We start from the raw sequence: 15,072 nt of genomic DNA, 5'->3' as shown, positions 1-15,072 counted from the left end.
GCGTGATGCGCGCGGGGTTACGCCGCCGCGCGCACAGACCGAGGATCGTCGCGGCCCCAGTACGGGGCCGCGGCGCGCATCAGAAGGACATCGTGGTGTAGTCGACCTCGTCCGGGTACATCCCGTCCTCGATCGAGGTTTCTGCCACCACGTTCAGACGGCCGTCCCCGACTTGGCTGATGTACTGGTGGCCGAACACCTGGTGTGTCTTGCCGTTGAACACCTTGTCGCCCTGCGGGTGGGCGTTCGACTGCGGCATGTCGGTCATCGCCTCGACCGCCTCGACCAGCGCCTGCCGGTCGTCGGGTCCGGCGTAGCTCGCGGCCTCCATCCCGGCCTTGATGACGTGCAGCGTTTCCCAGCAGCCGAACATGTGGGCGTAGGTGGACACGTCGGACGGGTCGGACACCGATGCCCCGTTGGCATCCACGCCCACCTTTTCGCGGTAGAACGTGTCGTACTCGTTGTTGCCCTGCGAGTAGCGCGGGTTGCCTTCCCAGAAATAGGTGCCGTCCAGGAATTCCAGCCCCGGAGACGACAGGTCGATCGCCTCGAGCGAGTCGATGAAGCCGAAGATGGCGGGCGCGGACGGGCCGAAGAATTCGCCCATTTCCCGCACGAAGGTCAGGACGGCGGGGCCGATCATGACGTGATACACGACCTCGGTCTCGCGCGGGATCTGCGGGAAGTAGCGGGTGAACGAGGTTTCGGTGGGCGGGATCGGCACCATGCCGACGATCTCGCCCCCGGCAGCCTCGATCGCGGGCGGAAGGTTGTCGCGGTGATCGTGGCCGAAGGCATAATCGGGGTAGATGATCGTCACCTTCTTGCCGATCGAATTGGCGATAAAGGGTGCCACCGCCGAAACCTGGCTTTTGACGTCGGTGATGCCCGGCTGCAGCGTCCAGCGGTTCAGCGCGCCCGACGCGACGTGGTGACCTTCCGAGACGACGAAATACGGCAGCTTCAGTTCACCAGCGCGCGGGGCAGAGCCCATGACGACGTGGCTGAACAGGGTGCCGAAGGCGATGTCGCAGCCGTGCTGGTTGGCGAACCGTTCAATGACCTCGGCGCCACGGCGCGGGTCGGTGCCATCGTCCTCGGCGATGATCTCGATGGGCCGGCCGTTGATGCCGCCGGCCTCGTTGATCAGCGCGGCGGCTGCGGTGGTCGTGCGGTCGTACCAGCGGCCATACGCGGCGCCGATGCCGGTGCTGTGCACCTGAAAGCCGATCTTGATCGGTTCTGCCGTTTGTGCGTGGGTGTAGCGCGCCCAGAGCGGAAGCGACGCGGCGGCGGCCCCGCCTGCGGCCAGCGTCTTCAGCGCGCCCCGTCGTGTGGTGGATGTCGTGTCGGTCATCGGAAACCCCCCGGTTTGGATCCGTTGCCCGGCAATGGTGCGGGGCAACTCTTGTATATGTCCACGAAAATCCCGCCGATTAGAAGCGTGGTGACGACAACAGCCAGAGACCGAACAAAGTGTAGGCAATCATGAACGCCGCCAAAGGCGCCTGACTAAGCGCGGCGCGGCGGTGGGATCCGAAGGCGCGGATCGCGATGGCGTGGGCGACAAGAACCGCAAGGACATGACCGGCGACCACCGCCCCGGCCTGCGTCAGAAAGATCCTGCGAACGGTGTCGGTCGTGTTGAAGAACCCGGTCGAGACATAGAACTGCCCCAGCCCCAGCAGATCGGCCCCGGTCAGGAACGGATCGCTAAGCGCGACCAGCGCGTATTGCCCGTCGACCATGAAGCTCGTGAGATAATGCGCAACGTGATACCCCAACGCGATGGGCAGCATCGAGGGCGCGAACAGCGCGAAGGCCCGCATCAGGCTCATGTCGCTGCGCGCCAGACGAAGACCGGGCCACAGCGTCAGGGCAAGAACGGCGACAAGCAGCAGGTTGGCCAGCACAAGCCCCAGCAGGTTTTGCACCACGATGAAGGAACGGCCCGGAAACTCGAGCGGGTTCAGGCCCAGCCGCGTCAACCACCAGAACGTCTCGTTCACGCCATCGAAGCTGCCGCACCCAAGCAGCAGCACCGAGATCAAGGCCAGCCCCGGCCCGGCCCCGCGCGTTGCGATCTGCCAGCCGGGAAGCCCCGCCCGCATGCGGCCGCCGCGCCGCCCGAACATGCCCAGCCGGGCGAAGGCGGTCAGCGACAGCGTCAGCCCCTCGCCCCGCCGCAGCCAGCGCGGACCGAAGATACAGGACGCCACGAAGGTGGCCAGCCAGTAGACCGACACCAGCGCGGCCAGCCGGTCGGGGTCGGACGGGGCGGGATCGGCCAGCAGAAAGCCCATGAAGGCAAGGAAAGTCAGGGCGCCGGGCCACGCCCCGCGCACCCGATAGACGGGCCACGCCCCGAACGCGCGGTGCAGCACCGCCAGCGGGCCCGACCACGGGTTCACCCAGCGCCAGACGTCACCCAGCAGCCCCTGCACCGTGACCATCCCGATCCAGAAGATCGTCCAGACCGTCAGGGGCAGCGGATTCGCCAGCGGATCGCGCGGGCCAAGGAAACCTGCGGTCACGACGACCAGCAGGAACAGGAACGACAGGCAACTGGTAAGCACGGGCAACAGTCCGGGCCGCGCCCGCCACAGCCGGACCGTCGCGAACAGCCGTGTCATCAGCCCCGCCGGGGCAAAGGCCAGCAGCACGACGGTGGCCGCAACCGCCGCAACCCCGGCGCCGGTGTAGACATCTGTCGGTAAAAGCAGCACCAGCCCCTGTTCCGATGCGTGCGCATCCGCCTGCGCGGGCAACAGCAGCGGCAGGGCCTTGTACAGCGGCGACAGACGTTTAGGCTTCATGCGATGATCTTTAGCCGGTGGTGCGCCCGTTGAAACCCCTCGCCTTGCTCGGAGCTTTCCTGATCCTCGTGATGGCGGGGGGAGTCCTTGTGCTGTCGGGCCTGTTCCGGACCGCGCCGCCGGTCACCGTCACCGACGCGGTTCTGGTTCCGATGGGCGACGGTCTTGCCCTGACGCTTGCCATCGACAACCCCGGCGGGCCGGACCGTCTTCTTGGCGTGTCGACCGAGGCGGGTCGCCTGCCGTTCATGAACGCTGGCGGCGCCGAGGTGCTGGCCATTCCGGCGGGGGCGAAACCGTCGCTGTCGATGGACGGGGCGCATGCCATGCTGACAGGGTTGGACGATGCCGAAGACGGGCGCCTTGTGCCGGTCACGCTGGACTTCGAAGTCGCGGGTTCGGTGGCGACGCGGGCGCGGATCGATAGCGCCGCCTCGATGTCGCATGATGAAAGCTACGTGGTCCCCGAGGACGAGACCGCGCCAACCATCACGCTGGAGGCAGAGGCCTTCGACAGCGGCTGGCTGATCCGCATCGCGACGACAGATTTCACTTTCGACCCGGATGCGGTGGACGCCGCCCACGTTCCGGGCGCGGGGCATGCGCACATGTACCTGAACGGGCTGAAGCTGGGCCGCGTGTTCGGTGGTGAATACCGGATCGGCATCCTGCCGCCCGGAACGCATAGCTTGCGCGTGGCGCTGAACACCAACGATCACCGCGCCTATGCAACCGCCGACGGGCCGGTGTCGGCCAGTGTGACGCTGACGGCGGATTGACACCCGGCATGGCGCGGTCGTTCACTGGTGCAAAAGGTGGAACGGGCGGGCAGCATGCACAGTGAGGGAACCGGGCAGGTGGCGGGTGTCGACGTGGGCGGCACGTTCACCGATCTTGTGCGTCTGGACCAGCAAACCGGAGAGGTGCGGCTGGCCAAGGTTGCCTCGACCCTCGACAATCAAGCGTTCGGGGTGCTCAACGCGTTGAGCGCGGCAGAGACCGACCTTGCCGCGCTGGACCTGATCGTCCACGGCACCACCACGACGACGAACGCGGTGCTGGAACGCAAGCTGTCGCGCACCGGGCTGATTACAACGCGGGGCTTCCGCGATGTGCTGGAAATGGGACGCCGCACCCGCCCGCAGCCCTATGGCATGAAGGGTAGCTTCCGCCCGATCATCCCGCGCAACCTGCGCCTGGAAGTGCCCGAGCGGATGGACGCTGCCGGGCAGGTCCTGATCCCGCTGGACGGCGACGCGGTGCGCGACGCCGCGAAGGCGCTGCTGGACGCGGGCTGCGAATCCGTCGTCGTCCATTTTCTGCACTCCTATGCCAACCCCGCGCACGAACTGGCCTGCGGCGAGATCCTGCGCGGGGTCTGGCCGAACGATCACATCACGCTGGGCCACGCGCTGCTGTCGGAAAGCCGCGAATTCGAGCGGGGCGTGACGGCGGCGGTCAATGCCTCGGTCCAGCCATTGCTGGCGCGCTATATCCGGCGGCTCGAAGACGCGCTGGCCGAGGGGGGGTATGGCAGCGAGTTGCTGGTGATGAACGGCAACGGCGGCATGGTGTCGTCGCGGCGGGTCGCGGACGAGGCGGCGAAGACGGTGATGTCCGGCCCGGCCTCGGGCGTGATGGCGGCGGCCTACACGGGCCGCGCGGCGGGCATCGGAGAGCTGATCACCTACGACATGGGCGGAACCTCGACCGACGTGGCGCTGATCCGGGGGGCAGAGCCGCAGGTCTCGAACGAGACCGAGATCGAGTACGCGATGCCGATCCACGTTCCGATGGTCGACGTGCGCACCGTGGGTGCGGGGGGCGGGTCCATCGCGCGGGTGGATGCGGCGGGGCTGTTGCAGGTGGGGCCCGAAAGCGCGGGCTCTGTGCCGGGGCCGATCTGCTATGGCCGGGGCGGTTCGCAACCGACGATCTCGGACGCGAACTTGCTGCTCGGCCGGTTGGACCCGGCGCGGCTGGCGGTCGAGGGCGGCGTGTCGCTGGACACGGTGCGGGATGCCTTCGCGGCGCTGGGCGCGCCGCTGGGGCTGGACGCCGGGCAAGCGGCCGAGGCGGTGATCCGCGTGGCCAACGCGCGGATGGCGGGGGCCATTCGGATGGTGTCCGTGTCGCTGGGCGCCGATCCGCGCGACTTCGCGTTGTTCGCCTTCGGGGGCGCGGGGCCGCTGCATGCCTGCGCTTTGGCAAAGGAACTGGGCATTCCACGCGTGCTGGTGCCGCCCCGTCCGGGCATCACCAACGCCATCGGCTGCGTGGTTGCGGACCTGCGGCACGACTACGTCCGCACGCTGGGGCGCCCGCTGGACACGCTGGACATGGACACGCTGCGCGCCGCCTTCGACGAACAGGCCGCCGAGGGCGAGGCGCTGATCGCGGCGGAACGGGTGCGGCTGGCGTGCGTGCGGCGGGTGCATTCGGTGGACATGCAGTTCATTGGCCAGACCCACCTGATCCGCGTTCCGGTGCCGGACCCGGCCATTTCGCGCGCGGCGCTGCAAGAGGCGTTCGAGCGGGTCTATTTCGACCGCTTCCGCGTGCAGTTGTCCGAAATCCGCGCAAGCGTGGTGAACGTGAACACCTCGGTGATCGGAGAACGGCTGCCGATCGACCTGTCGACGCTGATCGATCCCACGGGGCGGAAGGGGGCTGTCGCCGAGGCGCAGACCGGCGAGCGGCCCGTGCGGTTTGGCGACGCGGTGTTCGACACGCCGGTTTATCGCCGCGAGTGGCTGCCGCTGAACGCGGTGATCGAAGGGCCGGCGGTGGTCGAGCAGATGGACACGACCGTGCTGCTGGAACCCGGCGACGTGGCGCGTGGCGATGCGCAAGGGAACTTGCTGGTGGAGGTGGCAGAATGACCCTCGACCCCATCACCCTGTCCGTCATTCAGGCGGGCCTGCAGCAAGTCTGCGACGAGATGGATCTGTCCTTCTCGCGCGCCGCTTTCTCTCCGGTTATCGCAGAGGCGAACGACCGCTCGGATGGCATCTATGCCGCCGAAGACGGCGCGCTGATCGCGCAGGGTGCGGGCGGGCTGCCGGTGTTCGTCGGCACGATGCAGTATTCCACCCGCGTCCTGACCGAACGCATCGCCAGCGGAGAGACCGCGCCGCCAGAGCCGGGCGACGTGTATATCGTCAACGATCCCTACCTTGGCGGCACCCACCTCATGGATGTGCGTTTCGCCCGCCCGTTCTATCGACACGGCGAACTGTATTGCTGGCTGTCCAACACCGGCCATTGGCCCGACACCGGCGGCGCCGTGCCCGGCGGTTTTTCCGCCAGCGCGACGGCGGTGGAACAAGAGGGGCTGCGCCTGCCGCCGGTGAAGCTGTTCAAGCGCGGCACGATGGACCGCGAGATCTATCAGATCATCTGTTCGAACATCCGCGTGGCCGACCAGCGGATCGGCGACGTCAAGGCACAGGCCGCCGCGCTGGAGGTCGGAGAGGACCGGATGAACGCGCTGATGGACCGCTACGGCGACGACACCGTGACCGAGGCCATCGCCGAACTGCGCCGTCGCGCGGCGCAGCAGATGCGGACTTTCATCGCGGGCATTCCCGACGGGTGTTACAAGGCGACCGCATGGATCGACAGCGACGGCGTGGTGAACGAGCCGCTTGCGATCCGGCTGGCCGTGACGCGCCGGGACGACGGGCTGGTGTTCGATTTCACCGGCTCCAGCGCGCCCTGCCTTGGTCCGATGAACTCGGTCCGGGCGACGACGCTGTCGTCGGTCTACCTTGCCGTGCGCCACATCTTCCCCGAGGTGCCGATCAGCGCGGGCGCGTTCGAGCCGCTGGACGTCACCGGGATCGAGGGCACGTTTCTGGATGCGCAGTACCCGCGCCCGGTGTCGGGCTGCGCCGCCGAGGTCAGCCAGCGCATCGCCGAGGCGGTGTTTGCCGCGCTGGTGCAGGCGCTGCCCGACCGGGTGACGGCGGCGCCCGCCGGCACCTCTGGCAACTTCGCGCTGGGCGGGTTCGATCCCGAACGCGGCCGCAGCTATGTGATGTACCAGCTATCGGGCGGCGGCTATGGCGGCAGCGCGGACGGTGACGGCCTGTCGAACGGCTGTTCGACCATCGGCATCTCGAAGGCGCCGCCAGTCGAGATCATGGAGCAGGCCTTTCCGGTCCTTTACCACCACTATCGACTGCACGAGGGTTCGGGCGGCGCCGGAAAACATCGGGGCGGCTTTGGGCTGGACTACATGGTCGAACTGCGGCGGGGCGAGGCCCGGGCGAGTTTCGTGATGGACCACGGCCGGTTCGGTCCGCAGGGCGCGCTGGGCGGCGAGGACGGCGCGCCGAACGCGGTGACGGTCTGGCGTGACGGCGCGGCGCATGTGCCCGAGCATCTGTCGAAAGAACAGGACATTCCGCTGACAGCAGGCGACAGGGTTCACGTCCGGACGCCGGGCGGGGGCGGGTACGGCGATCCGGCTGAACGGGACCCGGACCTGAAACGGGAAGACAGTGTCCAAGGATATTATTTGAATAGACAGCCCTGAAGATAACACTGTTAAATTTTATATCTTAATAAGAATCTTGGTTTAATTGACTTGCTGGCGCCGTGAATGGCCCAAAATAACTTTTCTTTACTGCTATCAGATGTAAATATCCTGATTAATTCCTCACTTAGTGAGGGTTTGAGTGCTTATCATGTTTCGCTCTTTATGGGTGCTTGCGGTCGAGGCGAATTATGTGGGTCTGGGGGTTAGGGGAAACCGTCATGTCCAGTACAGATTCCGATATGTGTCGTATTTCGGCTGTTTCAGATCGCACGTTGCTTGCCGGAAAGATGTTCATTGGCACGCTTCTTTTGGGACTTGTCATCGCCCCGTGGGCGCCTCTTTGGGTGGTTCCGAATTTACATGCCGCCGTGCTGTCTTTTGTTGGCCTGATGGCCCTTGCGACATTCTCCATTGTCTGTCGCCAGCCGCGCGCGCATTCAGCCGACGCCGACCCTGCCCCGTCGAGCGATGTGTTGGAACTGGCGGGGCAGGCGTCGGGGCTGGGCTATGCGGTCTGGAACATGGACACGCAGACGTGCGAGGCGTGCACGGTCGAGATGGCGTCGGTCTTCGGGATGCCGCGCGATGCATTCATGGCGCGGATGCCGCGGCCAAGGGATCTTGCGGACGCCTTGCGCCCCGATGAAAGGGACGGCCTGCGCGCTGCGGTCGCCGGTCTGCCCGGGCCGGGCGCGGGTGTCTCGCGCGATCTGAAGGTGCGCGCCGACAGGAACGGACGGACGCGCCGGATCCGGCTGGTGTTCCACGATGTGCCCGGACCGGACAGCAGGGTGATGTGCGTGGCGCAGGATGTCTCTGGCGCCCACCGGGCCGCCCGCGACGATGCCGAGTCGCAGCGGATGCAAAGCATGGGGCGGCTGACCAGCGGGGTCGCCCACGACTTCAACAATTTCCTGTCGGTAATCCTTGGCAATCTCGACCTGCTGGACGTCACGCAGGACCAGACGCAGCGGCAGGCCCTGTTGGACGAGGTGTCGGCCGCCGCGGCGCGGGCGCGGGATCTGACCGGCAACCTGCTGGGGTTTGCGCGCCGCCCGCAGGACCGGACAGAGCTTTTTCGGCTGGACGCCATCGTGGCCGAGATGACGCCGTTGCTGCGGCGTGCTCTTCCGCCGCGGATCGCGCTAGTTCAGCACATGGATGACGTGACCGCGCTGGTGCGGGTCGAACGCGGGTTGATCGACAGCGTTCTGATGAACCTTGTCCTGAATGCCCGGGACGCGATGAAGACCGCGGGCGGGCGGCTGACGCTATCCGGGCAGGACGTACAGGACGACACCGGTCGTTGGGTGGTGCTTTCGGTCAGCGACACCGGCGAGGGCATGACGGAAGACGTGCGCGCCAATCTCTTCCAGCCGTTCTTCAGCACGCGCGGTGCCGACACCAACACCGGGCTTGGCCTGTCGATGGTCCACACGATGGTGTCGGGCGCGGGCGGACGGATCGAGGTGGACAGCGCGCCGGGGCAGGGCGCGACCTTCCGCGTGTTCCTGCCGGCAGAGGACCCGGCGAATGCGGCACCGGATCGCCTTGGCGCGGTGCCGGCGTCCGAGGGTGCCGCGCTGCGTGTTCTGCTGGTCGAGGATGACCCGGCGGTCGCGCGTGTCCTACTGCGCCAGCTTGCGCTGATGGGGCATCGGGTGACACTGGCCGGCGATGCCGTGGACGCCGAAACGGTGCATGCCAGCGACGGTCCTTTCGATCTGCTGCTATCCGACGTGCGCCTGCCGGGCGCGTTGCAGGGCCCGGATCTGGCCGGAAAGCTGCGCGAGGTGGCGCCGGGACTGGCGGTGATCTACCTGACCGGCCAGCACGAATCCGGGCCGTTCAAGCCTGCGGGTCCCGTGCTTCACAAACCGGTGGGCCGCGCCGAGCTGTTGCACGCGGTCGTCACCGCGCTTGCGCTTGCGCGCAGCACCTGAACGCACCCAGCTGTCTTCCCACGTCGCAATGAACGCCTGTCGCCTTGACCCCGTGCGGCAATGCTGCGCCAATCGCGCGACGACAGAAGGAGACGCCCCATGACCGATTACCATGCCGATACCTGCGCCCTGATCACCGGCGGCACGCAGGGGCTGGGCTTGGCCATCGCGCGCGAGATGATCGCGCAGGGGTGCAAGCAGCTGGTGCTGGCGTCGATCGACGCCCAGACCGGCCCCTCGGTCGCGGCAGAGCTGTCGGTCGACGGGGTGACGGCGCATTTCCTGCACGTCGACATGGGCGATCACGCCGCCGCCGCGCGGATGGTGGACGAGGCCGCAGGGCTCATGGGGCGCGTCACCGCGCTGGTCAACGGCGCGGCGATCATGGACCGGGGGTCCATTCTGGACACCACGCCAGAGCTGTGGGACCGCATAATGGAGGTGAATGCCAAGGGTCCGTTCTTTGCGCTGCAACGCTTTGCGCAGCGGTGTGTGGACGAAGGGATCGCCGGCACCGTCGTGAACATCCTGTCGATCACCGTCCACGGCGGCACATCGTTCCTTGCGCCCTACGGCGCGTCGAAGGCGGCGCTGTTGTTCACCACGAAGAACTCGGCCGCTACGCTATCAAAGCACCGCATCCGCGTGAACGCGATCAACGTGGGCTGGATGGACACGCCCGGAGAAAACGTCACCCAGCAGAAATGGCACGGCCGCGGTCCCGGCTGGCAGAAAGAGGTCGAGGCGACCCTGCCGTTCGGAATGCTGGTGAAGCCCGAGCATGTCGCGGGACAGGTGGCGTTCCTGCTGGGGCCGCAATCCGGCGTCGTCACCGGATCGGTCATCGACTTTGACCAGCAGGTGATCGGCGCCTACATGGACACCGACGCGACCTAAGGGATCGGGAGTCGCTGAGCCGGTTTCAAAACGTGCGGGCGGGAAACATCATTTCCCGTGATTAATGCGCACTTGATTTACATCAATAACGGTCCGGGGACCCGGTGCTACTGGCAATGGATGCCGTAGGATCAGGAGTCCGGCCGATGAGAATTACCAAACGCACCAATCTTGCCATGCGCGTGCTGATGTTCTGCGCGGTCCACAAGGACCGGAACGTCACCAAGGCCGAGATTGCCGAAGGCTGCAATTCATCCGAGAACCACCTTGGCCACGTCGTGAACCGGCTGGCGCAGCTTGGGTTCCTGACGACGATCCGCGGCAGGCGCGGTGGCATCCGGCTTGGTCGCCCTGCGGCGGACATTTCCGTCGGCGAGGTGTTCCGCAAACTGGAGGCCGAGGTGCCGCTGGTCGAATGCATGGTCGCGGACGAGAACACCTGCCCGCTGGTCGGCGCATGCCGGTTGCGCGGGTGTATCCTTGGCGCGATGGAAGCGTTCTACGCCCATCTCGACAAGGTGGTGCTGGACGAACTGGTCGCATCGAACGACGGCCTGTGCCGGATCTTCGAATACGCCGAAGTCGCCTGACCCGGCACGCCGGCTCAGCGCAGCTGGTCGACGACCTGTAGGTGCTGCGCCAGCCGGTCGACCAGTTCCATCCACCGCGCGACCAGTTTGGGATCCTTGGGCGCGGCGCTGACGCCCGCCGGGATCTCGTGCGCCATCACGGCCTTGACCGCCAGCGCCACCGGTTCCGACACCAGCCGTGCCATCGCGGTGCCGCGCGCGTCGCCCCATGCGTCCATGACGTAGGTCTTGTGATACACCGGCTTGCCGTGGTCCTCGGCCTTCAGGTCGACGCACAGCACGACGCGGTCGGGTTCGCCATCGTCATAGGCGTTCTTCTTCCACAGGTCCGCCGACATCTCGGCGATGCGGGCGTCGCCCTCGGGCCCCTCCAGCGTTTCGATCTCTGCGAAGATGTCGGACCACGCATCAGCCCAGCCGTTCAGGCGCAGGGTACCGCGCACGAATTCCTTCACCGGCCAACCCTGTTCGAACCCGTATTCCGCCATGAACGGCACCGAGTCGCGGTTCGGGTACACCTCGAAGCTTTCCGGTTGCGGCAGGGGCGCGGTGTAATGGCTGATCGCATCCCACGGGCGTTTCACCTCGAACTCGGTGAAGTCGCGGATCGACCGCGACGGCGACCGCAGCGCCTTCAGCACACCGGCGGGCGCCCACGAGAACTTGTAGCGGAACGCGTTCGAGATTTTCGGCACGCCGCCGCAGTAGGACAGGAAGGACAGCGTGTTCTTCGGGTTGTACGCGGCAGAGGCGCGGTAGTCCGCCATCAGCCAGTGCGCCATGACATGGTCGATGCCCGGGTCCAGCCCCACCTCGTTGACCAGCGCGACGCCCGCGGTCCGCGCGCTGTCGTCCAAAGCGCGCATCTCGGGCGCGATGTACGACGACGACACGAAATGCGCGCCCTTCGCGATTGCCAGTTCGGCCAGCGGAACGTGCCAGTCGGCCGGCAGCATCGACACGATGACGTCGCCCTTCTCGGTCGCCTCTGCCACAGCGTCGAGGTCGAAGGCACGGATGTCCTCTGCGATGTCGCCGACCGCCTCGCGGGCTTTGTCCACGGTGCGGTTCCAGACAGTGATCTTGTGGCCGTCCGCGATCAGGCTGCGCAGGCCGGGGATGGCGGAAAGGCCGGTGCCGCACCAGTGGATGGTCATGCGAAGGCTCCTGTCTTTTGGCCGGAACGGTCTTGCGTCCGGCGGGGATGGTTCCGGTCAGACGACGATCAGGCGTGCTTGTCGAATTCCGCTTTTGCCCGCGCCCAGACGCCGCTGTCCAGCGCGTCGAGGGTCAGCAGCGACGGCAGAAGCTGGGCTGCGTAATCCTCCGAGCTTTCGGCGGGCAACAGCGAGGGTAGGTTGTCGATGGCGGTGACGTCCAGCGGCGGCCGCCCGGCGGTCCGGGTCGCGGGGTCTTCCCACGTCGTCGCGCGGTTGTAGACCTTGATCGGTGAGAAATCCGACGTCGGATCGCAGGCGATGTCGCCGATCACGGTCAGGCGCCGGTCCGCCGTGACGGCAGAGCGCGGCACGAAGACGGGGCAGCCGGGGTTGGCAAGGATGCAGTTCAGGAAGATCTCGTGCTGCAACACTTCGGGGAACGGGCCGCCGTGGGCGGTTTCTGCCATGTCCCATTTCGTTGTCTCGACCCCCATCGCGGCGCACAGGTCCGACGCGCCGGTGCCGACGCGGCCAAGCGCGCCGATCACGAGGGCGCGGGGCCGGGGCTGGCCCGTGGCGTCGAGTTCCTTTGACAGGTCCGCTTTCAGCGCGTCCGACGACGGGTAAACACCGACCGGACCGCAGATCGAGCCGCGCTGCTGTGCCGCCCAGCACTTCAACGCCACCGCAGCGCCCGCGAACCCCGCCCAATAGCCAAAGGCGGCAACCCGGCGGCCGCTCTCGTCCGTAAGGTATTCAAGGTCGTACAGCTTTCCGCCGCCCAGCTTGAACCGGTCCAGCAACATGCGCCCGTCCGGCTGACCCTTGTAGGCGTGACCGAACATGATGTGCCGGTGGATCAATGGCGAGTTCGCCTCGGGCAGTTCCTTCAGCCCGAACACGATGGCGTCGGCGGGCGCGTCGGGCCAAGAGCCTTCAGGCGCGATGTCGCAGCCCGCCGCGCGGTAGCCGTCGATCGGGATCGCGCGGCTGCCGCTGTCCTCGACGGTGACGCGCATACCCTTTTCGATCAGCGCCTTCGCGCCGTCGGGCATCAGGCCGACCCGCTGTTCGTGATCCCGTTGTTCGGCGCGGACCCAAAGATGTGTCATGGCTGGCTCCTAGTAGGTCGTGCGGGCATGGGCGCGGTCTTCGGCGTCAAGATGCGGTGTTGCGTTGAACCCGGCAAGGATGGTGCCGTGCGGCGCCACCATCACGCGGTGAACCGACGAATTGCGGATCGGCATCAGGACATGCGCCATGCGGCGCGGATCAAGCTGCAACAGGTGGCGCATCACCATCCCGATCACCCCGCCCGACGTCACGCACAGCACCCGCACGCCGGGTTCGGCGGCGGCCTGCAGCACGGCGGCGACGCGGCTTTCGAAGTCGGCGAAGGTTTCCTGCCCGCGGATCAGCGCGCCGTGCCATGCTTCCATGACCTCGACGATGTGGGTCGCGAAGTCCTCTGGCCCGGCGGGCATCGGCCGGCCCGAGTGATCGCGCAGCGCGGCGCCGAGGTTGAAGTAATCCATCTCGTTCAGGCGGGTGTCTTCCTCGGGCGTGGCACCCACCGCGCCGATCGCCTCGGCGGTCTGGCGGTGGCGGCGCAGGCTGCCCATCAGTACCCGGTCGAACGGCGCTTCGTGGGTGCGCAGCCAGTCGCCCAGCCACAGCGCCTGCTGGCGGCCAAGGTCCGACAGACGGTCGTACCCTTCCTCGTCCTGCGAGGCGGAATTTGCCTGTCCGTGACGGACCAGGATGACTTCACCCATCGTATGCTCCTTTCCCGGTGGCTTAGCGTGGGCGGGGCGCAAGGTCACGCCCGGAACGCGGGCGAATTGCCCGACGTCAACAGGGCATGGCGAAAACGATCATGATAAATTACAATCGGGCGGAAACCGTCAGCCCGAGGTGCTTCCAATGATCCCTGTTCAACCCGACCGTTTCTTGGCCGATCTCCATGCGTTGCGGCAATTCGGGGCGTCGGGAATCGGCAAGGGCGTGATCCGGCCCGCCTATTCCGACGCCGACATCGAGGCTCGAAAATGGCTGGCGGGGCGGATGGCCGAGGCCGGGCTAAAGCCGCGGTTCGATCCGGTGGGCAACCTGTTCGGGCTGGCCGGCGACCGCAGCCTGCTGATGGGCTCGCATTCCGACAGCCAGCCCGAGGGCGGCTGGCTGGACGGGGCGCTGGGCGTGATCTGCGGGCTGGAGGTGGCGCGCGCCGCGAAAGAGGCGGGCGGCCCGCCGGTGTCGGTCGTGTCGTTTCAGGACGAGGAAGGCCGCTGGGGCGTGACCACCGGAAGCACGGTCTGGCGGGGCAAGCTGTCGCTGGAGGACGCCGACCGGCTGACCGACCACGGCGGGCTGTCCTTCGGGGACGCGCGGGCGCGGATGGCGGACCTTGCGGGGGATTGGGTGTCGCCCGAGATGTTCACCGGCTTCATGGAGGCGCATATCGAGCAGGGGCCGTGGCTGGAACAGTCGGGCGAGACCATTGGTGTGGTGAACGCCATCGTCGGCATCCGCGACATGCGCATCACCTTCACGGGCCAGCAGAACCACGCGGGCACCACGCCGATGCACCTGCGGCGGGACGCGTTTCAGGGACTGGCGGCGTTCAACGCGAAGATCGCAGAGCGGTTCAAGGGTCTTGTCACCGACGCCACCGTCTGGACCATCGGGCATGTCGCGCTGACGCCCTCGGCCTCGTCCATCGTGCCGGGGAAGGCCGTGTTTTCAATGCAGTGGCGCGACGGCGATGCCGCGCGGCTGGACCGCATGGAACGGATTATCCGCGACACCGCCGCCGAGGTGGCGGACGAACGCGGGCTGGGGCTGTCGTTCGGAGAGATGCTGGGCCTCGATCCGGTGGACATGGACGCGCGGCTGCAGGACGCGCTGGCCGAAGCGGCGGAAGAGGTCGCGCCGGGCAAGTGGCGGCGGATGCCCTCGGGCGCGTTGCATGACGCGACGAACCTGTCGCACCTGATGCCGGTGTCGATGATGTTCGTGCCCTCTATCGGCGGCATCAGCCACGACTTCACCGAAGACACGGACGAGGCGGATCTTGTCGCTGGCCTGAACGTGCTGGCCCGCGCGGCGGCAAAGCTGTGA

At 67.0% G+C, this 15,072-nt stretch carries 12 protein-coding genes; 7 read left to right on the top strand and 5 right to left on the bottom strand.

Annotated features, from left to right (window positions below):
- Positions 1-79: 79 nt before the first annotated feature.
- Both P1K30_RS05940 and P1K30_RS05935 read right to left on the bottom strand, forming a co-directional pair.
- Positions 80-1,360, bottom strand: a complete 1,281-nt coding sequence (locus P1K30_RS05940; protein ID WP_275631773.1) for an ABC transporter substrate-binding protein — start codon at positions 1,358-1,360, stop codon at positions 80-82.
- A gap of 79 nt (positions 1,361-1,439) precedes the next feature.
- Complete coding sequence (locus tag P1K30_RS05935; protein WP_275631772.1) at positions 1,440-2,819, bottom strand: hypothetical protein; 1,380 nt, start codon at positions 2,817-2,819, stop codon at positions 1,440-1,442.
- Positions 2,820-2,863: 44 nt separating this feature from the next.
- Here P1K30_RS05935 and P1K30_RS05930 point away from each other — a divergent pair, with 44 nt between their 5' ends.
- The 6 genes from P1K30_RS05930 to P1K30_RS05905 all read left to right on the top strand — a co-directional run bounded on the left by P1K30_RS05930 (position 2,864) and on the right by P1K30_RS05905 (position 10,792).
- Positions 2,864-3,598: a copper chaperone PCu(A)C domain-containing protein gene (locus P1K30_RS05930; protein WP_275631771.1), complete on the top strand. Its 735-nt coding sequence runs from the start codon at positions 2,864-2,866 to the stop codon at positions 3,596-3,598.
- Positions 3,599-3,652: 54 nt separating this feature from the next.
- On the top strand, positions 3,653-5,701 hold the full coding sequence (locus P1K30_RS05925; protein ID WP_275631770.1) for a hydantoinase/oxoprolinase family protein: 2,049 nt from the start codon (positions 3,653-3,655) through the stop codon (positions 5,699-5,701).
- Positions 5,698-7,359 (top strand): hydantoinase B/oxoprolinase family protein, encoded by a 1,662-nt coding sequence (locus tag P1K30_RS05920; protein WP_275631769.1) that lies wholly within the window; start codon positions 5,698-5,700, stop codon positions 7,357-7,359. Before P1K30_RS05925 ends, P1K30_RS05920 begins: the two co-directional genes overlap by 4 nt.
- 392 nt (positions 7,360-7,751) lie before the next feature.
- Complete coding sequence (locus P1K30_RS05915; protein WP_275631768.1) at positions 7,752-9,305, top strand: hybrid sensor histidine kinase/response regulator; 1,554 nt, start codon at positions 7,752-7,754, stop codon at positions 9,303-9,305.
- Positions 9,306-9,404: 99 nt separating this feature from the next.
- The gene (locus tag P1K30_RS05910) at positions 9,405-10,202 is read left to right on the top strand and encodes an SDR family oxidoreductase (protein WP_275631767.1); all 798 of its coding nucleotides are present in this window, start codon (positions 9,405-9,407) and stop codon (positions 10,200-10,202) included.
- A 146-nt stretch (positions 10,203-10,348) separates the two neighbouring features.
- Entirely contained in the window at positions 10,349-10,792 is a 444-nt protein-coding gene (locus P1K30_RS05905; protein WP_275631766.1) for an RrF2 family transcriptional regulator, read from the top strand.
- 14 nt (positions 10,793-10,806) lie between these two features.
- On the opposite strand, the gene P1K30_RS05900 is transcribed toward P1K30_RS05905, so the two are convergent.
- The 3 genes from P1K30_RS05900 to P1K30_RS05890 all read right to left on the bottom strand — a co-directional run bounded on the left by P1K30_RS05900 (position 10,807) and on the right by P1K30_RS05890 (position 13,727).
- Positions 10,807-11,949, bottom strand: a complete 1,143-nt coding sequence (locus tag P1K30_RS05900) for a saccharopine dehydrogenase family protein (protein ID WP_275631765.1) — start codon at positions 11,947-11,949, stop codon at positions 10,807-10,809.
- A gap of 68 nt (positions 11,950-12,017) precedes the next feature.
- The gene (locus P1K30_RS05895) at positions 12,018-13,064 is read right to left on the bottom strand and encodes a saccharopine dehydrogenase (RefSeq protein ID WP_275631764.1); all 1,047 of its coding nucleotides are present in this window, start codon (positions 13,062-13,064) and stop codon (positions 12,018-12,020) included.
- Between the two features lie 9 nt (positions 13,065-13,073).
- Positions 13,074-13,727 (bottom strand): histidine phosphatase family protein, encoded by a 654-nt coding sequence (locus P1K30_RS05890; RefSeq protein WP_275631763.1) that lies wholly within the window; start codon positions 13,725-13,727, stop codon positions 13,074-13,076.
- A 148-nt stretch (positions 13,728-13,875) separates the two neighbouring features.
- On the opposite strand from P1K30_RS05890, the gene P1K30_RS05885 reads away from it, so the two are divergent.
- Positions 13,876-15,072, top strand: coding sequence for a hydantoinase/carbamoylase family amidase (locus P1K30_RS05885; protein WP_275631762.1), 1,197 nt, complete (start codon positions 13,876-13,878; stop codon positions 15,070-15,072).

The organism is Psychromarinibacter halotolerans (assembly GCF_029168315.1).
Taxonomy (GTDB): domain Bacteria; phylum Pseudomonadota; class Alphaproteobacteria; order Rhodobacterales; family Rhodobacteraceae; genus Psychromarinibacter; species Psychromarinibacter halotolerans.
The sequence above is the reverse complement of the archived record's forward strand: the minus strand, read 5'-3'. Positions and strand labels throughout refer to the sequence as shown.